General features: G+C 61.6%; 27 protein-coding genes, 33 tRNA genes and 1 pseudogene. 47 read left to right on the top strand and 14 right to left on the bottom strand.

Annotated features, from left to right (window positions below):
* The first annotated feature begins 828 nt into the window (after window positions 1-828).
* Window positions 829-2028, top strand: a complete 1200-nt coding sequence (locus tag DYI24_RS01100) for a hypothetical protein (protein WP_164570926.1) — start codon at window positions 829-831, stop codon at window positions 2026-2028.
* On the opposite strand, the gene DYI24_RS01095 is transcribed toward DYI24_RS01100, so the two are convergent.
* Window positions 2006-3079 (bottom strand): acyltransferase family protein, encoded by a 1074-nt coding sequence (locus DYI24_RS01095; protein WP_164570925.1) that lies wholly within the window; start codon window positions 3077-3079, stop codon window positions 2006-2008. The two genes, DYI24_RS01100 and DYI24_RS01095, sit on opposite strands and share 23 nt — an antisense overlap.
* A gap of 336 nt (window positions 3080-3415) precedes the next feature.
* Here DYI24_RS01095 and DYI24_RS01090 point away from each other — a divergent pair, with 336 nt between their 5' ends.
* From DYI24_RS01090 to DYI24_RS00955, 28 genes are all read left to right on the top strand, one after another.
* Window positions 3416-4738 carry a glycoside hydrolase family 19 protein gene (locus DYI24_RS01090; RefSeq protein ID WP_164570924.1) on the top strand — a complete coding sequence of 441 codons (1323 nt, stop codon included), beginning with the start codon at window positions 3416-3418 and terminating at the stop codon, window positions 4736-4738.
* Entirely contained in the window at window positions 4735-5010 is a 276-nt protein-coding gene (locus tag DYI24_RS01085; RefSeq protein ID WP_164570923.1) for a hypothetical protein, read from the top strand. The genes DYI24_RS01090 and DYI24_RS01085 overlap by 4 nt, the downstream gene beginning before the upstream one ends.
* A gap of 840 nt (window positions 5011-5850) precedes the next feature.
* Window positions 5851-6237 carry a hypothetical protein gene (locus tag DYI24_RS01080; RefSeq protein WP_164570922.1) on the top strand — a complete coding sequence of 129 codons (387 nt, stop codon included), beginning with the start codon at window positions 5851-5853 and terminating at the stop codon, window positions 6235-6237.
* A gap of 553 nt (window positions 6238-6790) precedes the next feature.
* On the top strand, window positions 6791-6985 hold the full coding sequence (locus tag DYI24_RS01075) for a hypothetical protein (RefSeq protein WP_164570921.1): 195 nt from the start codon (window positions 6791-6793) through the stop codon (window positions 6983-6985).
* A 145-nt stretch (window positions 6986-7130) separates the two neighbouring features.
* A tRNA-Thr gene (locus tag DYI24_RS01070) sits at window positions 7131-7206 on the top strand.
* Window position 7207: 1 nt separating this feature from the next.
* Window positions 7208-7283, top strand: a tRNA-Thr gene (locus DYI24_RS01065).
* A gap of 5 nt (window positions 7284-7288) precedes the next feature.
* Window positions 7289-7366 (top strand) — tRNA-Thr (locus DYI24_RS01060).
* Window positions 7367-7371: 5 nt separating this feature from the next.
* A tRNA-Leu gene (locus tag DYI24_RS01055) sits at window positions 7372-7455 on the top strand.
* A gap of 115 nt (window positions 7456-7570) precedes the next feature.
* Window positions 7571-7648: transfer RNA gene (locus tag DYI24_RS01050), tRNA-Leu, on the top strand.
* Window positions 7649-7832: 184 nt separating this feature from the next.
* Window positions 7833-7907: transfer RNA gene (locus DYI24_RS01045), tRNA-Val, on the top strand.
* Window positions 7908-8077: 170 nt separating this feature from the next.
* Window positions 8078-8153: transfer RNA gene (locus DYI24_RS01040), tRNA-Val, on the top strand.
* 5 nt (window positions 8154-8158) lie between these two features.
* Window positions 8159-8232, top strand: a tRNA-Ile gene (locus tag DYI24_RS01035).
* Window positions 8233-8256: 24 nt separating this feature from the next.
* Window positions 8257-8439: a hypothetical protein gene (locus DYI24_RS01030; RefSeq protein ID WP_164570920.1), complete on the top strand. Its 183-nt coding sequence runs from the start codon at window positions 8257-8259 to the stop codon at window positions 8437-8439.
* Window positions 8401-8489 (top strand) — tRNA-Lys (locus DYI24_RS01025). The genes DYI24_RS01030 and DYI24_RS01025 overlap by 39 nt, the downstream gene beginning before the upstream one ends.
* Window positions 8490-8493: 4 nt before the next feature.
* A tRNA-Lys gene (locus tag DYI24_RS01020) sits at window positions 8494-8581 on the top strand.
* A 3-nt stretch (window positions 8582-8584) separates the two neighbouring features.
* Window positions 8585-8667: transfer RNA gene (locus tag DYI24_RS01015), tRNA-Leu, on the top strand.
* Window positions 8668-8709: 42 nt separating this feature from the next.
* Window positions 8710-8783: transfer RNA gene (locus DYI24_RS01010), tRNA-Asp, on the top strand.
* A 7-nt stretch (window positions 8784-8790) separates the two neighbouring features.
* Window positions 8791-8868: transfer RNA gene (locus DYI24_RS01005), tRNA-Pro, on the top strand.
* A 97-nt stretch (window positions 8869-8965) separates the two neighbouring features.
* Window positions 8966-9041 (top strand) — tRNA-Ile (locus tag DYI24_RS01000).
* 21 nt (window positions 9042-9062) lie between these two features.
* Window positions 9063-9599 carry an HNH endonuclease gene (locus DYI24_RS00995; RefSeq protein ID WP_164570919.1) on the top strand — a complete coding sequence of 179 codons (537 nt, stop codon included), beginning with the start codon at window positions 9063-9065 and terminating at the stop codon, window positions 9597-9599.
* A gap of 287 nt (window positions 9600-9886) precedes the next feature.
* Entirely contained in the window at window positions 9887-10333 is a 447-nt protein-coding gene (locus DYI24_RS00990) for a hypothetical protein (protein WP_164570918.1), read from the top strand.
* A tRNA-Arg gene (locus DYI24_RS00985) sits at window positions 10311-10387 on the top strand. Before DYI24_RS00990 ends, DYI24_RS00985 begins: the two co-directional genes overlap by 23 nt.
* A 5-nt stretch (window positions 10388-10392) precedes the next feature.
* Window positions 10393-10480: transfer RNA gene (locus DYI24_RS00980), tRNA-Ser, on the top strand.
* Window positions 10481-10587: 107 nt separating this feature from the next.
* A tRNA-Met gene (locus DYI24_RS00975) sits at window positions 10588-10671 on the top strand.
* Window positions 10672-10736: 65 nt separating this feature from the next.
* A tRNA-Tyr gene (locus DYI24_RS00970) sits at window positions 10737-10829 on the top strand.
* Window positions 10799-11221, top strand: coding sequence for a group I intron-associated PD-(D/E)XK endonuclease (locus DYI24_RS00965; protein ID WP_164570942.1), 423 nt, complete (start codon window positions 10799-10801; stop codon window positions 11219-11221). The genes DYI24_RS00970 and DYI24_RS00965 overlap by 31 nt, the downstream gene beginning before the upstream one ends.
* Window positions 11222-11248: 27 nt before the next feature.
* Window positions 11249-11322 (top strand) — tRNA-Gly (locus tag DYI24_RS00960).
* A gap of 5 nt (window positions 11323-11327) precedes the next feature.
* Window positions 11328-11403, top strand: a tRNA-Phe gene (locus tag DYI24_RS00955).
* On the opposite strand, the gene DYI24_RS00950 is transcribed toward DYI24_RS00955, so the two are convergent.
* A complete protein-coding gene (locus DYI24_RS00950) occupies window positions 11387-11935 on the bottom strand; it encodes a hypothetical protein (protein WP_164570917.1) in 549 nt (182 codons plus the stop codon). The two genes, DYI24_RS00955 and DYI24_RS00950, sit on opposite strands and share 17 nt — an antisense overlap.
* A gap of 109 nt (window positions 11936-12044) precedes the next feature.
* Entirely contained in the window at window positions 12045-12383 is a 339-nt protein-coding gene (locus tag DYI24_RS00945; protein ID WP_164570916.1) for a hypothetical protein, read from the bottom strand.
* 252 nt (window positions 12384-12635) lie between these two features.
* On the opposite strand from DYI24_RS00945, the gene DYI24_RS00940 reads away from it, so the two are divergent.
* A tRNA-Asn gene (locus DYI24_RS00940) sits at window positions 12636-12710 on the top strand.
* A gap of 506 nt (window positions 12711-13216) precedes the next feature.
* On the opposite strand, the gene DYI24_RS00935 is transcribed toward DYI24_RS00940, so the two are convergent.
* Window positions 13217-13426, bottom strand: a complete 210-nt coding sequence (locus DYI24_RS00935) for a hypothetical protein (protein WP_164570915.1) — start codon at window positions 13424-13426, stop codon at window positions 13217-13219.
* A gap of 62 nt (window positions 13427-13488) precedes the next feature.
* Here DYI24_RS00935 and DYI24_RS00930 point away from each other — a divergent pair.
* The 8 genes from DYI24_RS00930 to DYI24_RS00895 all read left to right on the top strand — a co-directional run bounded on the left by DYI24_RS00930 (window position 13489) and on the right by DYI24_RS00895 (window position 16019).
* Window positions 13489-13563, top strand: a tRNA-Glu gene (locus DYI24_RS00930).
* 1 nt (window position 13564) lies between these two features.
* Window positions 13565-13641 (top strand) — tRNA-Arg (locus DYI24_RS00925).
* Between the two features lie 7 nt (window positions 13642-13648).
* Window positions 13649-13725 (top strand) — tRNA-Pro (locus tag DYI24_RS00920).
* 319 nt (window positions 13726-14044) lie between these two features.
* On the top strand, window positions 14045-15355 hold the full coding sequence (locus DYI24_RS00915; RefSeq protein ID WP_164570914.1) for a TROVE domain-containing protein: 1311 nt from the start codon (window positions 14045-14047) through the stop codon (window positions 15353-15355).
* A 196-nt stretch (window positions 15356-15551) separates the two neighbouring features.
* Window positions 15552-15626 (top strand) — tRNA-Arg (locus DYI24_RS00910).
* Between the two features lie 19 nt (window positions 15627-15645).
* Window positions 15646-15852, top strand: coding sequence for a hypothetical protein (locus DYI24_RS00905; RefSeq protein WP_164570913.1), 207 nt, complete (start codon window positions 15646-15648; stop codon window positions 15850-15852).
* Window positions 15843-15919: transfer RNA gene (locus DYI24_RS00900), tRNA-Arg, on the top strand. Before DYI24_RS00905 ends, DYI24_RS00900 begins: the two co-directional genes overlap by 10 nt.
* Before the next feature lie 13 nt (window positions 15920-15932).
* Window positions 15933-16019, top strand: a tRNA-Ser gene (locus DYI24_RS00895).
* 1 nt (window position 16020) lies between these two features.
* Here DYI24_RS00895 and DYI24_RS00890 read toward each other — a convergent pair.
* On the bottom strand, window positions 16021-16191 hold the full coding sequence (locus DYI24_RS00890; RefSeq protein WP_164570912.1) for a hypothetical protein: 171 nt from the start codon (window positions 16189-16191) through the stop codon (window positions 16021-16023).
* A gap of 20 nt (window positions 16192-16211) precedes the next feature.
* Between DYI24_RS00890 and DYI24_RS00885 the strand changes: the two genes are divergently transcribed.
* A tRNA-Gly gene (locus tag DYI24_RS00885) sits at window positions 16212-16286 on the top strand.
* 2 nt (window positions 16287-16288) lie between these two features.
* On the opposite strand, the gene DYI24_RS00880 is transcribed toward DYI24_RS00885, so the two are convergent.
* The gene (locus DYI24_RS00880) at window positions 16289-16627 is read right to left on the bottom strand and encodes a hypothetical protein (protein ID WP_164570911.1); all 339 of its coding nucleotides are present in this window, start codon (window positions 16625-16627) and stop codon (window positions 16289-16291) included.
* 1 nt (window position 16628) lies between these two features.
* Complete coding sequence (locus DYI24_RS00875) at window positions 16629-16850, bottom strand: hypothetical protein (protein WP_164570910.1); 222 nt, start codon at window positions 16848-16850, stop codon at window positions 16629-16631.
* A gap of 9 nt (window positions 16851-16859) precedes the next feature.
* On the opposite strand from DYI24_RS00875, the gene DYI24_RS00870 reads away from it, so the two are divergent.
* The 3 genes from DYI24_RS00870 to DYI24_RS00860 all read left to right on the top strand — a co-directional run bounded on the left by DYI24_RS00870 (window position 16860) and on the right by DYI24_RS00860 (window position 17393).
* A tRNA-Glu gene (locus DYI24_RS00870) sits at window positions 16860-16936 on the top strand.
* Window positions 16937-16940: 4 nt separating this feature from the next.
* A tRNA-Gln gene (locus tag DYI24_RS00865) sits at window positions 16941-17015 on the top strand.
* 303 nt (window positions 17016-17318) lie between these two features.
* Window positions 17319-17393, top strand: a tRNA-Met gene (locus DYI24_RS00860).
* Here the strand turns inward: DYI24_RS00860 and DYI24_RS00855 are convergent.
* A complete protein-coding gene (locus DYI24_RS00855; RefSeq protein WP_164570909.1) occupies window positions 17377-17829 on the bottom strand; it encodes a hypothetical protein in 453 nt (150 codons plus the stop codon). The two genes, DYI24_RS00860 and DYI24_RS00855, sit on opposite strands and share 17 nt — an antisense overlap.
* A 29-nt stretch (window positions 17830-17858) precedes the next feature.
* Between DYI24_RS00855 and DYI24_RS00850 the strand changes: the two genes are divergently transcribed.
* From DYI24_RS00850 to DYI24_RS27980, 3 genes are all read left to right on the top strand, one after another.
* Window positions 17859-17935: transfer RNA gene (locus tag DYI24_RS00850), tRNA-His, on the top strand.
* A gap of 38 nt (window positions 17936-17973) precedes the next feature.
* Window positions 17974-18047, top strand: a tRNA-Trp gene (locus tag DYI24_RS00845).
* Entirely contained in the window at window positions 18026-18190 is a 165-nt protein-coding gene (locus DYI24_RS27980; RefSeq protein WP_205523315.1) for a hypothetical protein, read from the top strand. The genes DYI24_RS00845 and DYI24_RS27980 overlap by 22 nt, the downstream gene beginning before the upstream one ends.
* 54 nt (window positions 18191-18244) lie before the next feature.
* Here DYI24_RS27980 and DYI24_RS28720 read toward each other — a convergent pair.
* From DYI24_RS28720 to DYI24_RS00815, 6 genes and pseudogenes are all read right to left on the bottom strand, one after another.
* Window positions 18245-18550, bottom strand: a pseudogene (locus DYI24_RS28720) (HD domain-containing protein); the annotation flags it as partial.
* Window positions 18541-19065, bottom strand: a complete 525-nt coding sequence (locus DYI24_RS00835) for a hypothetical protein (RefSeq protein WP_164570908.1) — start codon at window positions 19063-19065, stop codon at window positions 18541-18543. The gene DYI24_RS00835 and the pseudogene DYI24_RS28720, both read right to left, overlap by 10 nt.
* Window positions 19066-19074: 9 nt before the next feature.
* On the bottom strand, window positions 19075-19299 hold the full coding sequence (locus DYI24_RS00830; RefSeq protein WP_164570907.1) for a hypothetical protein: 225 nt from the start codon (window positions 19297-19299) through the stop codon (window positions 19075-19077).
* 13 nt (window positions 19300-19312) lie between these two features.
* A complete protein-coding gene (locus DYI24_RS00825) occupies window positions 19313-19504 on the bottom strand; it encodes a hypothetical protein (protein ID WP_164570906.1) in 192 nt (63 codons plus the stop codon).
* Window positions 19501-19689, bottom strand: coding sequence for a hypothetical protein (locus DYI24_RS00820; RefSeq protein WP_164570905.1), 189 nt, complete (start codon window positions 19687-19689; stop codon window positions 19501-19503). The genes DYI24_RS00825 and DYI24_RS00820 overlap by 4 nt, the downstream gene beginning before the upstream one ends.
* Before the next feature lie 20 nt (window positions 19690-19709).
* Entirely contained in the window at window positions 19710-20006 is a 297-nt protein-coding gene (locus tag DYI24_RS00815; protein WP_164570904.1) for a hypothetical protein, read from the bottom strand.
* Window positions 20007-20146: 140 nt separating this feature from the next.
* Here DYI24_RS00815 and DYI24_RS00810 point away from each other — a divergent pair, with 140 nt between their 5' ends.
* Both DYI24_RS00810 and DYI24_RS00805 read left to right on the top strand, forming a co-directional pair.
* Complete coding sequence (locus DYI24_RS00810; protein ID WP_164570903.1) at window positions 20147-20980, top strand: adenine nucleotide alpha hydrolase family protein; 834 nt, start codon at window positions 20147-20149, stop codon at window positions 20978-20980.
* Between the two features lie 9 nt (window positions 20981-20989).
* The gene (locus tag DYI24_RS00805; RefSeq protein ID WP_164570902.1) at window positions 20990-21319 is read left to right on the top strand and encodes a hypothetical protein; all 330 of its coding nucleotides are present in this window, start codon (window positions 20990-20992) and stop codon (window positions 21317-21319) included.
* Window positions 21320-21346 lie beyond the last annotated feature (27 nt).

Raw genomic sequence — 21346 nt, 5'->3', positions numbered from 1 at the left:
TTGCGGGCGCGGCGCCTGCGGTCGATCGGCGGTCGCCCAGGAGCCGCTGTTCATTATCCCGCAAGCTGGCTCGCTCGCGGTCTCATCAGGATCGGGTCTACGGCCAGCGGTTGACGTCGTCCCGGGTGAAACGAGCGTTGCCCTTGTCGGCGCTGCCCCAGACTCGCTGCTTTCGTCGGCGGCAAGCGGAAGTGTTGCCTTCCAGGGCGGGACCGTGTTGGTCGAGGTATCGCTTTCGCCTGCGGCCGCCTCTGTCGCCACAGCTGGCGGCATGCCGCGGTCGCTTCTGTCCTCGAGCGCTGCCGGCCATCTCTCCATTCAGCCGGGCCAAGTTGCCGGAAAGGTCGCGGTCTCGGCGATCAGCGAAACGATTTCCGTACAGCGCGGAAGGCCGCAGACGACCGTCACTGCGCTTATTGCGTCGGGCGGGCTGCCCATAAAGCCAGGTGACGGTGTCAGCGCTGGAATCCCCGGAAACTTCGTAGCGGCGCGTCTCGCGGTTCGGGGCGGCACGTTGAATGCGACCATCACCGCAGTTCCTGGGGAGCGGTACCGGTTACTATCGGACCACGCTTGTGGACGCGGCGCGTGTGGTAGATCTCCTGTCTCATCGCTGACATTTCAACCGTCACGCTCTGTTGCCATTGACGATGGATCGGCGACCGCGGCCATCACCGTTCACCCCGAAGCGGGTGCGCTTGCGCAAGTAAGCAAAGTCCGAGCCGTCGTTAGTGGTCTGCCACCCCCTGAGATGATCGCAATCGTTTCCGGCAGGATCCCATCGCGTCCACGCATCTCTGTATCTCTGTTCGACTAGGTGAGTTCTCAATGGGCAAGAAGCTGTTCAACAACGTTCGGCATATCGTCGTGACGCCTGGCTCTGGCGCGATCGCGCTCGGCACGGTGCCAGCAACTTGGCAGAGCTTTGCTGCGGCCGGTGCGGTCGACGGAGACCAGCCGCCTTACGAACTCGTCGATGGAGACAACCGCGAGAATGGCTACCTGACGCTGCAAGACGGCGTGACCACTGCGACACGTACGGTGGTCACATCGACAAACGGCAACTCGCCGATCGACCTCAGCGGAAGCGCCGTTCTGACCTGCACGCCGATTGCAGAGACGTTCAACAACGACGTGTTGTCGGTGTCTCGTGATCAGGGATTGTCGACTGGTGCGAAGAACCAGGGTCTTTCCAATCTGGGGGTGACGGACCTAGGCAAGCAGATCGCGACTGCTGCTGATGCTGAGCATGCCAGGAGTGCCGCTGGAATCTCGGGCCGGAATCTCATCACCAACGCAGATTTTAGGATCAACCAGCGAGGATATGTGTCGGGCGCGGCGCTTGCCGCCGGTGCCTACGGACATGATCGCTGGAAGGCCGGCACCGGCGGCGGTGCCTATACGTTCTCGCAGCTGGTGACGTCGACCCAGATCAGCATTGCAGCAAGCAAGTCGATCCGACAGACCGTTGAGCCCGCAAATGTGCGCGGCGGAACATACGTTCTCAGCTGGGAGGGGACAGCAACCGGTCGCGTCGGAGTTGGCGGCGCACCGACCGGGAATTTCGTCGTTAGTCCGATCACGGTTACTGGAGTCAGCGCTGGGCTGTCTCTCGACGTCGAGTTCACAGGTGCGAACGCCGCTGGCGGGAGCTCGATCGCATCGAACGCGGGGACGCTGGGGAAGGTGCAACTCGAACAGGGGGCGGTCCCGACGCCGTTCGAGTTCCGGTCGATCGCGTCCGAGCTGGATGAATGCATGCGGTTCTATCAATTTGTCAGAGCAGGCAGCCAGGACAACGGTGCCGCCGTAGCGACGAAGGGATACTTGATGTCTGTCAACTTCCCGCGACGGATGCGGATCGCACCACAAGTCCTAGATTACACGGTTCTTGCTGCGCAAAATGTAAGTGGATCGAGCCGCTCGGTCACCGATGTCTCAGAATATGGTCTGACCTATTTGGTGGCTGCATCTGGCGGCCCGACGATGATCGACCGCGTGACGATCACGCTGTCCGCTGACCTGTAACGGTGCGGGCTGTATTCCCGAGCGAAAGCGAGTTTGCGGACGAGAACGAGCGTCGCAGCAATTTGGCCCGGTACACGATGTCATCGAGCTTTGCGCATAGGGAATGCGCATATCGGTTGTACGGTCGCTCGACAATGAAATACGTGATGGAAGCAATCGCAAGGCACAAAGCCGGATAGAACCAAGGCTCAACATTCGCTGGTGCGATGATCGATGGGGTGTTGAGGCAATCAAGTACCTGAGCGTGCACAAGGTATAGCGAATATGAGATGCGGCCGATGTATGGAGCACCTGGGACCAATGGGATCTTGGCGCCTTGGAGGACGGCCAGCACGAGGAAGCCAGTGGCCGCCGCGGTGATGTACTCGACAAGGAAGAACAGATTGGAGTCCACGGGGCGGGCGACGTCCACGGCAAAGTAGAAACAAGTGACGATCGATATGCACGCGGCACCCACTACGGTTGGGTACTTGAGCTTGATCGAAGACACCGGTGCGCTGTGAAGCGATAGGCCGATAAACATGCACCCGAGAAGAGTGTACGGGTAACTCGTCAGCAGGAATGTTGCTGCGGTTGCGATTAGCAAGAATGCCGGCGTTGTGATGCGCTTCAAGCCGAAGACAAGAACTGATAGCGCAATAATCAGATAGAACGCGACCTCTACATAGAGGGACCACATCACCTCAAAGGAGTACCCGGGAGGAGAATAGGGTTTTCGGGTCATCGTGAGAAGTTGTGGGAGGATTTCGAGCGTCAATTGGAGGTGCGGAGCGGACCAGAGCGCCAAGGCCGCGATCGCGCTGGCAACAGCGACGTAGTACATCGGCATGATCCGAAGCGCGCGCCGGATTACGAATTTGGTGGTGAGCGCCCAGCGGCCCCCAGAGTCATTTTGCAGGCTTTGCCCGATTAGGTATCCGCTCAACACGAAGAACACGATCACGCCTAGCCCCCCGCCAGGTAGCCAGGGGGAGTAGAAGTGGTGGGTCATAACCGGGATGATGGCGAGGGCACGAAGCTGGTCGAGCGATCGGTTACGCGATTGGTTCAAAGTGTGTCTCCGGAAATGATCCAGAAATATTGCATATCACAGCGCGAAACGGAATTGGCGCGCGCGCAACGGTAGAGATATTCCCGGTTTGGGAAGAGCCTGCGGAGCCATCAGCGCGGCTGTATGCTCGCGTAATGCATTGGCTGAATTAGACAATTTTGATGCTGCCCGGTGGCGAGCGGCGTCTTTCGCCTTGGGGCATCTCCCGGCCCGAGAGTAGCCGGGCTGAAGGCCTCGATCGAAGGCCCGGCGAGGCCGGGCGACCTCACAGGAGCGGACCAGGATGATGCTGAACCTCATTTTTGGGGGCGCTTACGTGCGCGCCGGTGTGCCGCGATGACCGTGTTTGTCACCGCTGCGCAGATCCGAGCGATCGCCGGCTTTGGAGCGCGATCCGACCTTGTCGCCGCGATCGTCGATGGATGGCCGGCGGCGGTCGAGAAAGCGAAACTCACGACCAAGCTTCGAGCCTGCCACTTCCTCGCGAACGTGATGACCGAGACCGGAGGCCTCAGCGTGCTCTCCGAAAGCGGTGCCTACTCCGCCAAGGGCATCATGAAGACCTTCGGGATCGGCAAGCACAGCGCCAGAGTCTCCGAGGCGGAGGCTCGGCGGATCGCCGCTCTGCCGGTTGCGCAGCGCGGCCCGGTGCTTTTCAACCGGGTCTACGGCGTCGGCAACCCTGTCAAGATGCGGGAGTTCGACAATACGGGGCCGAACGATGGCTGGATGTACCGCGGCGGCGGTATGATGCAGTGCACCGGCAAGAGCAATTACCGCAAGATGGCGCAAAAGACCGGGCTGCCGCTTGTGGAGCATCCCGAGCTGCTTCATTCGCCGGGCTCCGCCTTCACAGCAGCCTACCTCGAGTGGGGCGGCGATCCTCGCTGCAATGCTGCGGCCGACCGCGACGACGTGAAGGGCGGCCGTCGAGCCATCAATGGTGGCGAGAATGGTCTCGATCGCTGCATCAAATTCCTGGCGACGGCCAAGAAGGTGCTGGCGAACTACGGGGGCGCTGCGCCGGTCGGCCTGCTCTCTGAGCCGGCAGCCAACAATGCGGACGATAGCGCCGACCCCGAACTGCAGGAGGTGCAGATCCGCCTGAAGGCGATGAACTACAATCCGGGGCGGACAGAAGGCGAGTGGGGCGGTCTGACGGCCGGCGCCATTTCCGGCTTCATCAACGATCGGCGCAGCGACATCCCGGCACCGACATCCGCCGTCGGATTCTTTGCGGTGAGGGAGCGCCTTGTTCTCGAGATCGAGGCCGCGGAAGCGGAAGGCTTTGCCCGGCCGGTGGCGGCGGGGCGCGCAAGCGCCGACCCGGAGGTTGTTGCCGAGGTCGCGCCGGAAGTCGTCCCGGCGAAGAGAAGCGCCCTCGCGGCCGCGTGGGGCGCTTTGGCCACGTTCTTCGCTGGTCTGTGGCAGACCGTCAGCGAGCCGGTGATGAAGGCTTGGGACTTCTTTCAGGGCCACAAGGACGACATCCCCGAAGTCGACAGCGGCACGGTTTCGGCCGTCACAGGCTTTCTCGGGTCCATCCCGCCGGCCGTCTGGATATTCGGGGCGGCGGCGCTGCTTGCCGCCATCTGGTGGCTGTCCCGGCAGAGCGCGAACGCAATCACCCAGAGCGTCAAAACAGGAGCACGGGCATGATTTCGGGGATCTTCGTGGCCTTCAACATGCTCAGCGCGGGCACCCGGTTTGCGATCATCGGTGGCGTGCTGGTGTCGCTCGTCGTCGGCTACGGAGCATGGCGGCACAGCATCTACCGAGAGGGATACACCGCGGGCTATCAGCGGGCGATCTCAGACGTCGGGCGCAACAACCAGCAGGCTGTCGGCAACGCCAAGCGGATCCGCGAGCAGGTAACTCGGTGCGAGTCTCAAGGCTTGGCCTGGGATCAAACGACAGGGGGGTGCCGATGATCAGGAGCGTCTTGGCTATCTGCGCAGGCCTGGCGCTAGCCGGCTGCGCGACCGTTCCCGGCGGGCCGACCTCGGTCGCCGGCTCGGAATGCAAGATCCTCGAGCGGCCAGACTATGAGGTCAGAGGCGCCACGCCGTATGACCAGCGGTGGGTCGATCGGACCGTCGCCGGCGGTATCGGCGCCTGCAATTGGGCTTACCCGGCACCGCGGCCGCCGGAGCTCGATAAGCAAAAGGCAACGCCGGTGGTGGCCAAACGGCCGCCGCGCCGATCGCTGATCCGGCGCATCAGGGATCGTGTAATTCCGCCGGCGGAGGCTAAGCCATCGACATGGCCCCCGCCGCCGGTGGCCGTCGTGCCGGCGCCGCCGGCGCCACCCCCGCCGCGCGAGGCCGTCGACGAGCTGCTGTATCCGGGAGGTGGCCGATGAGTTACACCGGATCACACACCAGATCAGTCGAATGGCTCTTGGCGTGCATGATGGTCGCATGGGGATTGGGTCTGCTGCTTCCCGGCGATACGCTGCAGATCCCGCAGTATCGGATGCTGGCCGATCTTGCTCCGGAGCCTGTGTGGGCCAGCTGGGCGCTTTCAATCGGGGCGATTAGGATCACCGCGCTCTACATCAACGGATCTTGGCGGCGGTCGCCTCTGATCCGCGCGTTCTGCGCCGGTCTTGGCTTATGCTGGTGGCTGGTACTTGGCTTCCTATTCTTCCTCGCTCGCGATGGAGGCCCGACACCAGCAGGGCTGCTGTGGTTCCCGATCTTGATCGTCTTCGAAGGGTACAGTGTAGCTCGTGGTGCCCGGGATTCTTACCATTCAGGGGCACTGCAGCGATGGGCACGACCGGGCTAACAGCACTCGACGTCATCATTCCACTCTTCGGCGCCGGCGGCATTACGACGATCATCGTTGCGGTGATCTCCTATATGCAGGCGGCGCGAGCCGGCCGGCGAGGCGAGCCAGAAAAAGCGGCAGGTGCTATCGGTATATCGGCGCTGCTGGCCGATGCGGAATCGGTCACGAAACTCTCGCTTTCGCTCGACCGGTTGGCGCTCGCCATCGACAAGATCGCGCTCCTCACCGCTGAAAACCGAGAGGATCTGAGAGACGCGATCGACCGAGCCACCAAGCTGTTCATCAACTTCATGGATGAATTCCGCGATCTTCGGCATGCCGTCGAGGACGCTAACCGCAACCGCGGCGGCTCGGGTAGCGGCTGACCAATATCAATCCAGGGAAGGCGCATGCCCGCGCTGACCCTGACCGGGCGCGCCCCGCGGTGCGCCCTTCGACCGGTAGATGACCTCCACCGGTTCCTCCCAAAACTGGCCCGGCCGCCGAGAGGTGGCCGGGCCTTTTTTGCGTTTTCGCGTTGGCCAGCTCACGTATTCTCCAAGTTGAGTTTCTTTGAGGTTGTCATAATTGGATATGCGAAAGACGTGCCCTGCAATCGATCTTGCTACTTCAGGCGAACTTTCTCGCCGTTTAGCACTTGACGGATTCTCGGAACTCTGCGCATACCCGAATCCGAAGTAACCGCTCCGCCGAAATCAGTCGGCGCTCTTGAGGACCGCCATGTTGAGCCTACGCTCACATATCGCCACCAAGGCCACCAGCGAACGCCCGTTTATTCGGGCGAACGATTGGTCGTGCATGTCGGTGACGAAGCAAGGTCCGAATTATCAGCCCGGCACAGTCGGGCGCAGTCTCCCAGCAAGAGCGTAAATCGGCAGACGGGACTCCCGCTCTGCCACCAAGGCAGAGGATCGGTAGATGTCCCGTACCAGCACCAGCAGATTCGAAGACCATCAGCAGGAGAGGCTTTTCTCCTCGCCGGTGGCGCTCGCCTTCGTTCGCATCGTTGTCGAGCGACGGGGGCTGACCGAGGCGCAAGCTCGGAAGATCTACCTCGACTATCTCAACCGTGCAGAGCCGGCGGAAACCCGCGGCAAGCGCGCGGCTGCCTGAAGTAATTTTCGACCAGGCTTGATCGCCCCTGGGCATAAGGCGATCCGCTGACCGGTAGTGGTCCTCTTCAGTGAGGCGGTGAACACTGGTTTCCGGCAGCGAATGAACTAATTGGGTGGAGCAATCCGCCCGTTTGTCAATTTGCGCTGGCATAGCTCAGTCGGTAGAGCGCGCCCCTCGTAAGGGCGAGGTCGGGCGTTCGATCCGTCCTGCCAGCACCAGGCTCCGTTAGCTCAGCGGTAGAGCCGGGTCTTTGTAAGGCTCAGGTCGCAGGTTCGATCCCGTGCACGGAGCACCATTCCCGCTGTCATAGCTCATCGCTGGAAGAGCGCGGTCTTGGTAGGGCCGAGGCGCACGGTTCGAGCCCGGGTGACAGCACCATCAATGCGCGCGTGGCGAAATCGGTAGACGCAGCACGCTCAGGACGTGCCGGCCTGTCCATGGGGGTTCAAGTCCCTCCGCGCGCACCAAGATCATCGGGCTGAACTGTGCATCGACAGCGCGCCAATGTGCACAGCGAAGTCGGTACTGGCAAAAGCTGGATTACTCCGAAGGGCGGCAACGCGGTCTCCCCTGATGCTCTATGCCCCGGTGGCGGAATTGGAAGACGCCGCTTCCTCAAAAGAAGCTTCCTTGCAGGTTCGAGTCCTGCTCGGGGCACCAGATCTCGACGTGTGGCTTGCCGGTTCGGCCGAACTTGGCCGGCTGCACGAAGAGGGATATCCAGATTGATCCTTGGTCGGTCCGGTAACGGAGGAACTGACCTCGCGATGACGACGTCTGTGCGCCGTGGCTCTGGATGTATGTCGGCGGGTCCGTCCCCGCCGGCTAACGGCACGGAATTCAAGCGCGCTTAGCTCAGTGGGAGAGCGCCTCGTTTACACCGAGGATGTCGGCAGTTCGATCCTGTCAGCGTGCACCAAGTTCGACGTGAGCCTTCGGTAGACGGGGAGGCGCCACAGCCTGCTTGGGATCGTGGCGACCATGCCGGAAGCTCGGGAGAGCGGCCAGCCCTATCGCGCTGCCTGGCGCGCATCAGGGGGCACGGGATCAACATGGTGGAGGAAGCTCTCACGTCGATAACCATCGAATGCGTCCGTAGCTCAGCGGCAGCAGCGCGGTCTCGACACGGCCGAGGTCGGCGGTTCGATACCGCCCGGGCGCACCAGATTTCCTCGCGTAGCTCAGTGGTAGAGCGAAGTCTTGATAAGGCTGCGACGGGTGTTCGATTCACCACGCGAGGACCAACCCACCATCGACAGGAGGTCTACATGGAAGCGAAACGTCCCGACGGCGTTCACGTCCTGTCGGCTGAGAGCCTCGACGCGCTCGCACGAGCGAAGGCCAAGGGCGACGCGATCGTGTCGCGCCATCTGAAACCGGGGCGGCTGGCCGCCGCATCACATCCAGATCCTGGACGTGTGACCGGAGCAGCGATCGGCGCGGACTTTTAATCCGCCAGGCATTTGCCTCATCGGGGGTGCGAGTCCCTCCACGTTCACCATCACGGACGAGTAGCCAAGCGGTCGACGGCACGCGGCTCTTAACCGCACGAGCGCAAGCTCCGCGCTGGTTCGAATCCAGCCTCGTTCACCAATCGCGGCCGTGGCGGAAACGGTAGACGCACTCGCTTGAGGGGCGGGCGCTTCGGCGTCCGGGTTCGAGTCCCGGCGGCCGCACCACTTCAGAATTTCGCCTCAAGGTTTGATCCGCAAAACGGAAGTGGCCTCGTCGTCCAGTGGTAGGACACCGCACTGTCGATGCGAGAACGGGAGTTCGATCCTCCTCGAGGCCGCCATCTTCACCAGCGCGTAGCTTAGTCTGGCTAAAGCGCCTGCTTCGGGAGCAGGAGACCGTGTGTTCGAATCACACCGCGCTGACCAATCCCCGCGTGGGATGCAACGGAGACGCGGGTTCGAATCCCGTTCGCGGGTCGATCACCTGCGGTAGTTCAGCGGCCAGAACCACCGGCGAATTCATAGCCCCGTAGCCAAGCGGTTAAGGCTGGCCCCTCATAAGGGTCTCATCGCCGGTTCGAATCCGGCCGGGGCCACCATGTCAACCAGAGGAGTCGACGATGTCATCCGCGCACCCGGCGTTGGTGCTCAACGCCGATTTCCAACCGCTCAGCCATTTCCCGTTATCGCTCGTCTCATGGGAGGAGGCGGTCCGGTCGGTGGTAAAGGGCTCGCACGTCGTCGTTGCCGAGTACGACCAGGTCGTGCGGAGCCCGTCGGTAGTGATGCGAATTCCATCGGTGATCGCGCTGCGCGAATACGTGCGCCCGCCGACGCGAGTGGTATTCACCCGCTTCAACGTGTTCCTCCGCGACCGCTTCCGCTGCCAGTATTGCGGCGATCAGCACCTCCGCGGCGAGCTCACCTTCGACCACGTGATCCCGCGCGCCGACGGCGGCCTGACCTGCTGGGAGAACATCGTCGCGGCGTGCAGCCCGTGCAACACGAAGAAGGATCGCTTGCGGATCAAACCGCTCCGTATCCCGCGGGAGCCGACGGTGCACGAACTCGTCGCGGCGCAACGGCTCTTTCCGCCGAACTTCTTGCATGAGACCTGGCGCGACTTCCTGTGGTGGGACGTCGAGCTCGAGCCGTGATCTAACGGTTGAAGTGAATTGCGAAAACCGGCATTTCGCTCCTAAGCTGTACACCATTTGTTGCCGGCGGCTTTGTTTGCCGGCAGCATTGCACTTCCTGCAGCGGCCGCGGCGACGCGGACATTGGGCGGTGCCCGTTCTCACAAACCCCAGGCGTTCACGCGTCAGCGACAGGGGAACGGCGCGGCGGGATCGGTGCCGGCCATTTTGGCGTTGATGGTCCTCTGTGACCCATTCCGTCCCGGCGGTGACTGCTCCATCGTCGGCCCGTCAATACGGAGCGGGCCATGGCGATGACACCGGAGCAGAAGGCAGCGAGCAAGAAGGCGCGGAGCGATCGCGACAAGGCCTACTGGGCACGGAAGAAAGCGCGCAACCAGGCCGAGAAGACTGGGCTCGACGAAATTGAGCGACGGTTCGGTCCAGCTATCGAGGCGGCGAAAGCCGCGGAGATGAAGGTCGACGAATGGCGGAATCGCGAAATCGATCGGCGTAAGCGGGTGATAGCTGAACTGGAGTCTGAACTGAAGGAATTCAGCGCCAGATCCATGGAGGAGTCGCGCGCCGCACACCGGCCGGTGACGGAGGCGTACGACGCCAAGCGGGCCGCCGAAAAGAAGCTCGAGGAAGATCTCGATCGACTATTCCCGGATCTCGTCGGCTCGGCCAGATGGTCTGCTGCGAACTGGGGCAAGAATCGAAACAAAGCACTGCCCCTTAGCTCAGTGGAGTAGAGCGCGGCCCTCCGAAGGTCGAGGCCGCTGGTTCGAGTCCAGCAGGGGCAACCAAAATTGGATGGTCCCGTCGGAATGGTCTGACAGCGGTCTTGAAAACCGTGGCCCGCGAGAGCGGTGAGGGTTCGATTCCTTGGCCATCCTCCACCTTCGACTCGTTTCCGCCGCGTTTGGCCAATACGAGCCGCATATCGCGCCGCGCGCGGACGTACCGCCGGCGCCGCCTTGGAGTTAGTAGCCTGGGCACCAGTTGACGCAGGGACGAGCACCGGGCGCTGATCAGGCTCATAACCTGATGCCGAGAGGCACAGTCGGTTCGATTCCGACCCCTGCAACCAGCTTCGCGCAGACACCGTGGCATGTGGCGAGCCCAACGACGGAGACTGATTGATGGACGTTTCAGGCGTGGGCGGCTACGGCGGTGGTGTAGCGTCCGACTGTAAATCGGATCCCTTTGAGGCAAACATTGCTGGTTCGAATCCAGCCCCACGCACCATATTCAGCCACGCCAAGAATACGAAACAGCAAGGGAATGTCGGTCTCGGCCTCGCGATCGCGCACTACGTGTCCGAAATGGTAACCGTCTCGGTGCCCCTTAACGACAGTCAGGACTACGATCTAGTGGTCGACAAAGGCGGCGGACTGAAGCGCGTGCAAGTCAAAACTTGCAGGATGGCGCGCGCCGGGCAGTTCGAGGTTACCCTCTCGATGCAGGGTGGAAACCGCAAGGCGAACTATCTCGGAAAGACCGGCGACCAGTTCTCATACGATATCCTGTTCGTTGTGACGGCCGATGGTCAGAAATATGAGATTCCGCGGGCCGCGATCCAGCATCTAAAATTCAAACTTACATTGCCCAGCGCGGCATACATGCAGTTTCTGGTGTAAAGAGACTCCATCTCTGCGCATCAAAATGCGGGCATATCTCAGTGGTAGATTGCGACCTTGCCAAGGTCGAGGCGCGGGTTCGATTCCCGCTGCCCGCTCCAAATACGCCGCCCTCGTGTAGCTGGTGCGCACGCCTGTCTGAAGAGCAGGAGGACGCTGTTCGATTCAGCGGGGCGGCGCCAGATCCTGCTTGATTGGGTGCTTCGCGCGCCACGCTGCTGCGAAACGTTGGAGGCGATCGATTGCCACGTCGATGTTGCGCTCAATCGCATCACCGTCGCCGAGCGCGGGGCACTCCCGGCTCAGATAGGCGGCGATCTCTTCGGGAGTGGCCTGGAGCGATGCCACGTACTGGATCGCTGATTGTACCCGGAGGACGCCGTCGTAGATGCGGGCTGCTTCCTTCTGCCGATCACGCATCTTCTTGTCGTGCAGCTTCTCGGCTTTTGATTTCGGTGGGTAGTGCTGGCCGTCATCAGCCCGAACGCGCCGGCCTAGGCGGAGGCCCATTGCAGTAGCCTGCTGCGGAGAAGGGTAGACGCCATGCAACATGAGATAGCTCGTGTAGACATTTGGCGCGCCGTCCTTGGCGATCTCGCATTCCGCTTCGGCGCGGACGTATTCCTTCGTTGGATGTCGCCAGATCTTTTTCCCGCGCCGAGCCGGTTTCGGTGTTGGTCGCGCCGGCGGCTTGAACTCAAGAACAACTGACATGATCGGCTCCAGATTGGCCGATCAAGAATAACACGGGGACAGCACAAGGGTGCAGGTGATCCTTGCAAGATCGCCGCGCGGGGGGCGGTACCCCGTGTCTCCACCATACTTATGGCTTGCAGCGGACCTGGACCGCGTAAGATCGCGCAGCATTTCCGAGAAGATACTCTCCGGTGTTGATCACCGTCTCGCCGATCACCCGAGATGATGGGCATTGCTCGCGGAGCATCCGTGTCGCCAACTCGTCACGGGTGGCCTTGTTGTCCGGATCATAACCGATGTCTTTGACGTTTCGGATCGACACGACGAAGTCGTATGGCTGGCCTGGCGGAGCAGGGTCTACGCGAACAGCGCCTTCCTTCTCGAGTATCCTGGTGTGGCTGTCGGTGCCCGCGCATCCTGCGAGCGCGAAAATGGCGGCGATCGCCGCGATGGTCCCAAAATGCATTTGCGCAATCCTTTGGCGAAATCGCTAGAAATCCAACCAGATCGTGGACGCGAAGTCCACTGCATTGCTCGATGGCGGAACTGGTAGACCAGATGAATCGCTGTTGATAGATTCAGACGGCCCAGGCCGACGTTGGAGCGTCATGCCCGGGCCTAACCGCAACCAGCGTTGGAGCGCAGGTCATGGCTGAAAGCACGATACCCCAAGCAGTTTGTGAGTCAAAAACCACCACCTCGGTGGTCGACGATCTATTCCAGCGTAGCACAATGGTGGTGCAATCGGCTGTTAACCGGGAGGGTGCTGGTTCGACCCCAGCCGCTGGAGCCAAGTCAAAGTCAGGCCGCGTCAAGTTGTGGCGAGCAAGATTCAAAGAGCGCGTTGTTTTCGCAATGGGCAGATGCTGCCAGAACTGCGGATATGATCGGTGCATGGGCGTTCTTGAAATCCACCATCTCGATCCGTCGGCGAAGGAGTTGACATTCGGACAAATTCGTTCGGCACCGCGGGCCGTCCTGAAGCTAATCACCGAACTGAAGAAATGCGTGCTGCTTTGCGCAAATTGTCATCGCGAGGTTCATGCTGGGGTGGCTGTAGTAAATCCGGACGCCAAGGCGTTTGATGAACTCGCATTCCGTGAGATATGCCGACCAATCACAAAGCCAGTTACGCTGGTTCGGTGCGAGTGCGGAGGAAAGAAGCGAAAAGGAGCGTGGTACTGCTCCACGTCTTGTTCAGCTCGACCTACAAGGAGACGGGACCGCGGGCTCTTCTCTCATGGTGCCGAAGTGGCCGCATAGAGGCAGGTTCGAACCCTGCTCGAGCAGCCATAGATCTCAGCACAGGCCGGCATGCACGAGCGCCGCCAAAGCTTTGGGGTCCGATAGGCGGACTGCCCCGGTAGTGACGTGGCGGCTCATCAGATCCTGCAACGTCGCATCCAGCTGGTCTTCTCGACAATACACGGCTTCCTCAATGGAAAACGTGGGACGCTTTGTCGGGTGCGTGCGATCAGCGGTAATTCCGCCGTAGACGAGAAAGTCCATCAGCAGCTCCTTTCGTGTGGTCACGATCATAGCGGCGCTGCAGTTCGTTGGAAGAACGACATGCTGCCATCGGCTAGGGGTTAGGCCGTCGCGTTCTCAGCGCGAAAACACCGGTTCGAATCCGGTTGGCAGTGCCATCCACCCGTAGCTCAGTGGAAGAGAGCGGCGTGCTACGAACGCGCAGGGCGGGGGTTCGAGTCCCTCCGGGTGGTCCATCTTCTTCGGGGTATAGCGCAGTCCGGTAGCGCGGCGGTTTTGGGTACCGCAGGTCCGCGGTTCGAATCCGCGTGCCCCGACCAGAATTCCATTGCGGGATCGGCGCTGCAGATCCCGGTTACTTCGCTTTGGTAGCGAGAGGTCGTTGGTTCGAATCCAACCCGAAGGAAACTTCGGTAGCTCAGTGGTAGAGCGCTTACTGTGTCCGGGCTCGATACTTGCCCGGTCCCGCAATGGAAATGTGCGTGCAGATCTGCACGTCAAATGACGTCCCCATGACGGGGCCTGCGCTGATAGATCGCGGATACTTCTTGCCATGAAAGAGCGGGCTTCGGCCCATATTCCGCGCTCGCCGCTTGCCAGGCCCCGTCATGGCGACACCACCAACCGAAGGAGGTCGCCATGCGTCTCAACGTTTCAGCCAAGATCGCACCGGTCTTCACCCACGAGGGAGCGCCGGCGATCCGCCACCTCTCAGCTGAGCAGCAGCTGCGGCGGTCCGTCATGTCGTGCCTGCTGTGGGAGCGGGAGTTCTACGAGGACGGAAAGACGATTGCAGACCGGATCGTCGAGCACGCCGAGAAGGTGCCGCCGGCAGTGCTGGCCGGCATCGCGATCGAGGCGCGCGAGACGTTCAATCTGCGCCATGTGCCGCTTCTGCTGCTCGACGTCTTGTCGAAGACCGGGAAGGGCGATCGCATCGTGGCCGACACCGTTGACCGCGTGATCCAGCGCGCTGATGAGATGGGCGAGCTCCTCGCCATCTACTGGCGCAACGGCCGCAAGATGGTGCCAGCGCAGATGCGGAGCGGCCTGGCGCGGGCGCTGTGCCGCTTCGACGAGCACCGCTTGGCAAAGTATGACCGGGACGGTGCGGTGAAGCTGCGCGACGTGCTGCGGATGGTTCGGCCGCGGCCGGCCAACGACGAGCAGTCCGCTCTGTTCCGCCGCATCAAGGATCGGACGCTTTCGACGCCTGACACCTGGGAGGTTGCGCTCTCCGGCGGCGCCGACAAGCGCGAGACCTTCGAGCGGTTGCTCCGGGAGGAGAAGCTCGGCTATCTGGCGCTGCTGCGCAACTTGCGTGGCATGGCGGCCGCCGGCGTTGACCAGGACCTCATCCGCGGCGCTATCCTGGCCCGGAAGGGCGCTCACCGCGTCCTGCCGTTCCGGTACGTGGCGGCGGCCCGGGCTGCTCCGCAGTTCGAGCCGTTCCTCGACCAGGCTCTGCAGGCGGCGATCGCCGATCTGCCGCGGCTCGGCGGTCGGACCATTGTTCTGGTCGACGTGTCGAAGTCGATGGAATGGGCGATGTCCCAGAAGTCGGACATGGTCAGGATGGATGCTGCGGCGGCGCTCGGCGCCATCGTCAACGCCGAGCAGCTGCGGCTCTTCACCTTCTCGGATCGAGTGGTTGAGGTGCCGCCGCGGCGAGGCATGGCCGGCGTCGATGCGATCAAGCGCTCGCAGGCTCACAACGGGACGGCGCTTGGGGCGGCTGTAGCCGCGGTGAACGCCATCCCGCACGACCGGCTGATCGTCATCACGGACGAGCAGTCCGCTGATCCGGTGCCGCCGCCGGGTGCTGAGCGCGCCTACATGATCAACGTCGCCTCCAATCGGAACGGCGTCGGATACGGTCGCTGGATCCACATCGACGGCTTCTCGGAGGGCGTTCTGCGCTTCATCCACGAAGTCGAGCGGTCGAATTGAAGACGAGCGTGGCGCACGCGCCGCGCTCCCCATTGCCGCTTAGCTCAGCTGGTAGAGCACTCGACTCTGACTCGAGTGGTCCGCGGTTCGATCCCGCGAGCGGCTGCCAATTTCTTGCCCCGTGGCGAAACAGGAACGCGGTGGTCTGCAAAACCTCCATGAGCCGGGGCAGCACCGGCCGGGGCATCCATCTTGCGGGCGCATCTGCCAACTGGATAGGCTCGGGTCTTCTAAGCCCGGAAACGAGGTTCGAGTCCTCGTGCGCCCGCCATCACTCCGACGACACGAGATTGACGCTCATGCGACCAGCAGCAATTGGCGACCAGTGGGTCTGCCTGATCTTTCCGGCGGCCGCGATGACCGCGGCTGAGGCGCTCGCCGCCGCCGACAACGAGCGCGTCTGGACGGAGGCCCAGCACGGTTGCTCGATCGAGGTCGAGCGGGCCGTTGAGGATGAGTCTGGCGATTGGCGGATCACTGGACGACGGGTCGCGTAGCTCAACCGGATAGAGCGCCCGGCTCCTATCCGGGAGGTTGCCGGTTCGAGTCCGGCCGCGATCGCCATGAATTCAACTGCGGAGAGTTGGCCGAGCGGTAAGGCAGCGCGGTGCTAACGCGTCGAGCCCTCACGGGTGCACAGGTTCGATCCCTGTACTCTCCGCCATTCAATCATCATATCCTTCCGTGGCGTCCCAAATGAAGCCGCGCAAGATCAGATCGATATCCTCTTCCGTTTCGCCGCTCGCTATGAGGTCGGCCTTGTACTTCTCGTAGTATCTGAGGTCTTTCTCCCGGAGATTGACGCGAGCAGCATTGTCCAGTTCGGGAAGATCCATCGTTCTTCTCAATGTGAAATGCGGGTGTGGGTCATTGGTGGACCAGCAGCCTTCCAAGCTGTCAAGGACCGGTTCGATTCCGGCCACCCGCTCCAATTCAGGTCCACGTCTCGATATCGGCAGGGATGTGCGAGTAGCCGAGCGCGAGCGAGATGTAGAACCGGTGAAAGCCATCTCGTACCTGGTGCGGCGCTCCTGGTGCCAATCGAATGGGCGGGATTGGCTCGGCATCATAGACACGCGTAAGTATCCACATCGCGCGATCCTTTCCAAACCCGCCTTCGTCCAGATCGACATTCTCATTTCGCTTCGGCGGGACGATGAGGTCTATCGGCACCAGCGTGTGCGGTTCAACGCAGAAGAAGGCTTTGGTGGAGGGGCGGAACGTGCCTAGCCGCGCTTCCCAGATCCAAGCCATCGGCACCGAATGGTTCATCTCACGATCCATGGAGCTGCCCCTTTACGGTTATGCGATACCCTATCTCATGCAGTTCGATCCAGCCTTCAAAGAGGGCGTATTTAACCGCTCGTTCCCGCGTATGAGCGGACTTCATCTTCCCGATAAGAGAGCTATGCGTCAGAATTCCTCCAGCCGGGACGTTCATCTGCCGCGCGATTGTGAGCAGCTCGCGTCCGAGTTCTTTGTCTTCATCCTGCATTTCACTTCTCCTGCCATCGCCTGGTGATAAGGGTGCCGGTCCTTCAAACCGGAACTTCGCGGGTTTGACTCCCGTTGGCAGGGCCAACTCAGCCGGTTCGTTCAGTGGTAGGACGCCGCCTTTTGACGGCGGATGTCGAGGGTTCGAGTCCTTCACCGGCTTCCAGAATATCCCAGCCGGCGTCAGCGGGGTCAGCGCTTCGGCGGGTTAGGCGGCGGACCGGGCGGGCGAACGCCAGATCCCGTCGTCGGCAGCGCGGGACGTTCTCCATCGCGGGCCGGCACCAGCAACCGCAAGAGATCGTTCGGTGTGGCATCTCTCCAGCGCAGTTCGGTCCCGATCCGCCGCGAGTAGGCCAGCATCCCAGTCAATTCGTATTGGACTTGCAGCACGACCTTCGTGCCGAACAGCGCGGATCGATATCTCGTCTTCCCGGTCAGGCACATTCATGGCTCTCCCAGCAATCATCCCGGCATAGCCAAGCGGTTAAGGCAGCGCTTTCATACGGCGCCACCGGTTGTTCGAATCAACCTGCCGGGACCAGATCTACGACGCTCTCGTTGACTGTCACCGCCGGCACCGAGATCTGCAGCGTGCGCACGACGCCGGAGCCGGTGTCGATCCTTCCGATCGATGCTTTGGCGCGCTGGTCGAATTGCCGCGCCGCCAGTTCCAACAGCGCGGTCATGGGATCTCGGGCGGTTCTGACGTGTTGCGGATCGATCGCCACCTGGACCGGCCCGCGCGCCGCCAAGACCTGGCGCAGGACCGGCTCGTACTCAGCCGCGATGCTATCGCGCGTGAACTGAATGATGTGCTTGCCGAGGTCGGTGGTGACCAGCAAGCTCATCGTGGCGAGATCATCGAGTAGTCTGAGGTTGAGGTAGTGCTCATCGGATAGCTGCACCCTCAGCTTATCGACTTTCCGCTGCAGCGGCCGTTCGCGTTCGGCGCGCGCCATCCGCATCTGCTCGAGCATCGAAATCTTGCGCATATCTGTTTTCCTCTCCCGGTCTAGTTCAGTGGTCAGAACGCCGCGCTGTGGACGCGGAAACGTTGCGGTTCGATTCCGCCGGCCGGGACCATCAACCATCCACCCCGAATTCATCGACGATGATTGTGAGGGGGCGTCGTCCAGTGACAGGACTCCGGCTTCCAAAACCGGCTACGTAGGTTTGATTCCTGCCGCCCCTGCCAGCTTCGTACTGCTCAACCTGCCAGGCGGCGATCCGGAAGAGCGTCGGGTCGCCCTCGGTCAGCACGCCGAGCAGCAAGCGCTTTTCAGCCATGTAGATTTTCGCGAAGCCCGGGGCATGCTGTTCGATGTCCCGCGTATTTGAGATCAGGTCGGCAAGCTTGACCGTCTTGCCGCCCTCAGAGGCCCGCGCCACGTATGCGCGATCGATGGCCTTCCGCATCGGCCGATTCCCGCTGGCCATGGTGCTTTGATCGGTCACCTCCCAAACCAATCCTGAAATCTCGTCTCCGAACTCGCGCGCAAGATCATCAGGCGCAACGTCGGTATCCTCGATGATGTCGTGAAGGTAGGCCGCCGCCACTACGGCCGGCCGGGCAGCGACGAGCTCACATAGCGACGCCACCTCCTCGAGGTGCTCGAAGTAGGGCGCCCCGGTGTAAGACCTCGTCTGCCCGGCGTGCGCTCGCCGCGCGAAATCGGCCGCGCGCTCGATCAGCCCCATTTTGCATCCCTTCCGGCGACGATGCTGGGGTCAAATCGGCCTGGCGCCGCCGACCGGATGATCTCTCCGTAGACATCGATCACCGCCGGCGCGAACTGAGCTGCCACCAGACTCATGCCGGTGACGTCGGAATGCGTGCAGATCACCGCAACGTCGCCGCGGATGGAGCCAACGAACTCGTCGGCCGTGCCGAAGAGGTACGAGACGTTCCGCGGCTTTGTCCGGAACAACACCTCCGTGAAGAGAACGGACCAGATCGGGTTTGCCTCGATGCAGAAGACCCGCTTGGCAATCAGGCCCATGTGGAGGGAGAGGAGGCCGAGCCCGCCGCCGATCTCGACCACGGTCTTTCCTTCGATCCGCGGCCGCAGATACTCGGCAATCGCGTCGGCGGTCTCATCGTCCGTCACGGTCAGGATCGGGGCGGCCGCGATCCCGTGGCGTTCGAAATATGAGTCGGCGGCCTGGTGGCCGGCGATCGTGGAGTAGATCCGATCAAGTTCGTCTGTTTCCATGACGATCACCTAGACCTGCTCAAATGCGATGTGTTCGATGCAGACGCCGCCGGTCCTGCCTTCGATGGCGACGACGACGGCGCCGTGCCCCAAGATCCACGGTTCTGATCTGATCTTGGTCGCGAGAGCATCCTTGCGGTCGAATGGCCGAACTGGGAAATACAGACAAGGCGTTCCGATTGGAGCTTGGGCGGCGAACTGATCGCGGATCATCTCGGGCGTCGGCTTCTTCATCTCCACCTCCAATTCAGACGACGCCTGCTGCTGTGGCTTCGATGGCTTCCATCGCCTTGCGCCCGAGCGTGACATGATGAGCCTCAGCGCAGACGTTGAAGGCCTGGGTGGCGGCATCGAGTAGCCCGCGCTTGTAAGCCTCTCGCTCGATCCGCTGGACGTCGCCGCTGAGCGAACCGAAAAACTCTTTGTCATCCTCGGTCACGTGCTCGCATCCTCTTGGGCCGGACGCGGACCGTAGACGTACTCTTCTGGTGTGCAGCCTTCCTCGTAGATGAAGTCCTTCTCGCTGACGTCTCCGAGGATTTCGAGAAACAGGGCAACACCAGCCTCTCGATCGCGAGGATACGCCGCCAACGCTGATTGCTTCGCATCAAACTGTTTGCTCATTGTCCGTTGTCTCCTGGGAATCAAAACGGTATTCCATCGTCAGCATCTGGCGATAGCCGTCTCGTGAATTTTCGGATGGGAGTGGTCAGCCCGTTCCAGAGGTCGCGCCACCATTGTCGACGGTTCTCCCGTTCTTCCCACTCGGCATATTCAGCCATCGCTTCGGCGTGTCGGCGCAGTTCTTCGTCAGACACACTCCATGCTTCTCCACATCGCCAGCAGAACGCACGACCCGAGATGATGTCGACGTCATACCCTTCATGGTCGCAAGCGACATCGTCCCAGCCGTCGTATTCGTCTTCATCTTCTGTTGCCACGGTCACTCCCCCTTGATGTCAGAACTTGAGGAAGCTGACGCGCTGCTGTGCCTAGTGCGGCTATGGGGATTATCATGTTGAATCCTTCCGCGTCCAGTCCTATATAGAAAGGGATTAAGGTGTGGAAGTGAGGTCGGCCGATGAACCCGTTTCTGCTCGATGGACCGTCGCTGATCTCGTTCAGCGGAGGGCGAACGTCCGCATTCATGCTTCATGAGATCGTCCAGGCTCACGGCGGGGCGCTCCCTGATCACGTCAGGGTCGCGTTCGCCAACACCGGGAAGGAGCGAGAGGAGACGCTTCGGTTCGTCCACGAATGCGGGTCGCGCTGGGGTGTGCGCATCCATTGGATCGAGTGGCGCGACGCCAATCCTTGCTTCGACACGGTCGGCTTCAACAGCGCTAGCAGGTCCGGTGAACCGTTCGCCGCTCTGATCGTCAAGAAGCAGCGGCTTCCGAACTGGAAGGAGCGGTGGTGCACCGAGTTTCTGAAGGTCCGCCCGCTCTTCGCACTGGCCGAGTCTTGGGGTTGGACCAGCGGCGAATACACCGAGATCATCGGCCTTCGTTACGACGAGGGGATGAGGGTGATGAAGATGCTCGCCCGCAACGACAACGACGGCAGGAGGTGCTTCGCGCCTCTGGCGAAGGCCAAGGTCACCAAGCCGCAGGTCATGGAGTTCTGGTCTCGGCAGCCATTCGACCTGAACCTCCGACCTTGGGAGGGTAATTGCGACCTCTGCTTCATGAAGGGGCGCGGAATCCGTAAGTCGATCATCCGCGACAATCCGGCCTGCGCTGGTTGGTGGTCTGACCAAGAAGGCATTGAGCGAGGAAACGGACGTGGATGGTTCGACAAAAGGGATCGGGTCGCCGACCTGGTCTCGGAAGTCGAGCGGTCTCCGACGTTGTTTGACGATGGAGAGTGGGGTGACCACGACGCCGAATGCGGACTGCTCTGTGCAGCCGAATAGGAGCGCATCATGACAGAATCCCAGGTTAAGACGTTCACGGCGCAGATTTACATGGCCGGCGACATAAATCAGGCCAAGATGATCTGCCGAAAATACTGCTACGACGTCGGGTTGTGCGTCACCGTTGAGCCGATCGACTTCATCTACACTGGAGGTGAGGAGGCTGGTTTCAGGGTTGGACTGATCAACTACCCCCGGTTTCCTTCGGAGCCTTCCGACATTCTGAGCCGTGCAATTGATCTCGCACGCACTCTCCGGGACGAATTGTCTCAGCACTCGTTCAGCGTTGTCACCCCGACGGAAACGATCTGGGACACCAGGAGGGACTCCACACGTTAATCCTTCTGCGGCATGGTCCATCCGGCA

Source organism: Rhodopseudomonas sp. BR0C11 (genome assembly GCF_010820945.1).
Lineage (GTDB): Bacteria > Pseudomonadota > Alphaproteobacteria > Rhizobiales > Xanthobacteraceae > Rhodopseudomonas > Rhodopseudomonas palustris_H.
This window is presented reverse-complemented; position numbering and strand designations above follow the sequence as displayed.

Excerpts from the sequence above, each read along its gene's own strand:
- DYI24_RS00935 (WP_164570915.1), bottom strand. The coding sequence starts at position 13,426 with ATGGACTTTCTCGTCTACGGCGGAATTACCGCTGATCGCACGCACCCG.
- DYI24_RS00945 (WP_164570916.1), bottom strand. The coding sequence starts at position 12,383 with ATGCATTTTGGGACCATCGCGGCGATCGCCGCCATTTTCGCGCTCGCA.
- DYI24_RS01030 (WP_164570920.1), top strand. The coding sequence starts at position 8,257 with ATGGAAGCGAAACGTCCCGACGGCGTTCACGTCCTGTCGGCTGAGAGC.
- DYI24_RS01085 (WP_164570923.1), top strand. The coding sequence starts at position 4,735 with ATGATTTCGGGGATCTTCGTGGCCTTCAACATGCTCAGCGCGGGCACC.
- DYI24_RS01100 (WP_164570926.1), top strand. The coding sequence starts at position 829 with ATGGGCAAGAAGCTGTTCAACAACGTTCGGCATATCGTCGTGACGCCT.
- DYI24_RS00990 (WP_164570918.1), top strand. The coding sequence starts at position 9,887 with ATGGCGATGACACCGGAGCAGAAGGCAGCGAGCAAGAAGGCGCGGAGC.
- DYI24_RS00880 (WP_164570911.1), bottom strand. The coding sequence starts at position 16,627 with ATGAACCATTCGGTGCCGATGGCTTGGATCTGGGAAGCGCGGCTAGGC.
- DYI24_RS01075 (WP_164570921.1), top strand. The coding sequence starts at position 6,791 with ATGTCCCGTACCAGCACCAGCAGATTCGAAGACCATCAGCAGGAGAGG.
- DYI24_RS00810 (WP_164570903.1), top strand. The coding sequence starts at position 20,147 with ATGAACCCGTTTCTGCTCGATGGACCGTCGCTGATCTCGTTCAGCGGA.
- DYI24_RS00995 (WP_164570919.1), top strand. The coding sequence starts at position 9,063 with ATGTCATCCGCGCACCCGGCGTTGGTGCTCAACGCCGATTTCCAACCG.
- DYI24_RS00830 (WP_164570907.1), bottom strand. The coding sequence starts at position 19,299 with ATGAAGAAGCCGACGCCCGAGATGATCCGCGATCAGTTCGCCGCCCAA.
- DYI24_RS00890 (WP_164570912.1), bottom strand. The coding sequence starts at position 16,191 with ATGGATCTTCCCGAACTGGACAATGCTGCTCGCGTCAATCTCCGGGAG.
- DYI24_RS00950 (WP_164570917.1), bottom strand. The coding sequence starts at position 11,935 with ATGTCAGTTGTTCTTGAGTTCAAGCCGCCGGCGCGACCAACACCGAAA.
- DYI24_RS00875 (WP_164570910.1), bottom strand. The coding sequence starts at position 16,850 with ATGCAGGATGAAGACAAAGAACTCGGACGCGAGCTGCTCACAATCGCG.
- DYI24_RS00820 (WP_164570905.1), bottom strand. The coding sequence starts at position 19,689 with ATGAGCAAACAGTTTGATGCGAAGCAATCAGCGTTGGCGGCGTATCCT.
- DYI24_RS00805 (WP_164570902.1), top strand. The coding sequence starts at position 20,990 with ATGACAGAATCCCAGGTTAAGACGTTCACGGCGCAGATTTACATGGCC.
- DYI24_RS00915 (WP_164570914.1), top strand. The coding sequence starts at position 14,045 with ATGCGTCTCAACGTTTCAGCCAAGATCGCACCGGTCTTCACCCACGAG.
- DYI24_RS01090 (WP_164570924.1), top strand. The coding sequence starts at position 3,416 with ATGACCGTGTTTGTCACCGCTGCGCAGATCCGAGCGATCGCCGGCTTT.
- DYI24_RS00855 (WP_164570909.1), bottom strand. The coding sequence starts at position 17,829 with ATGCTCGAGCAGATGCGGATGGCGCGCGCCGAACGCGAACGGCCGCTG.
- DYI24_RS00835 (WP_164570908.1), bottom strand. The coding sequence starts at position 19,065 with ATGGAAACAGACGAACTTGATCGGATCTACTCCACGATCGCCGGCCAC.
- DYI24_RS01080 (WP_164570922.1), top strand. The coding sequence starts at position 5,851 with ATGGGCACGACCGGGCTAACAGCACTCGACGTCATCATTCCACTCTTC.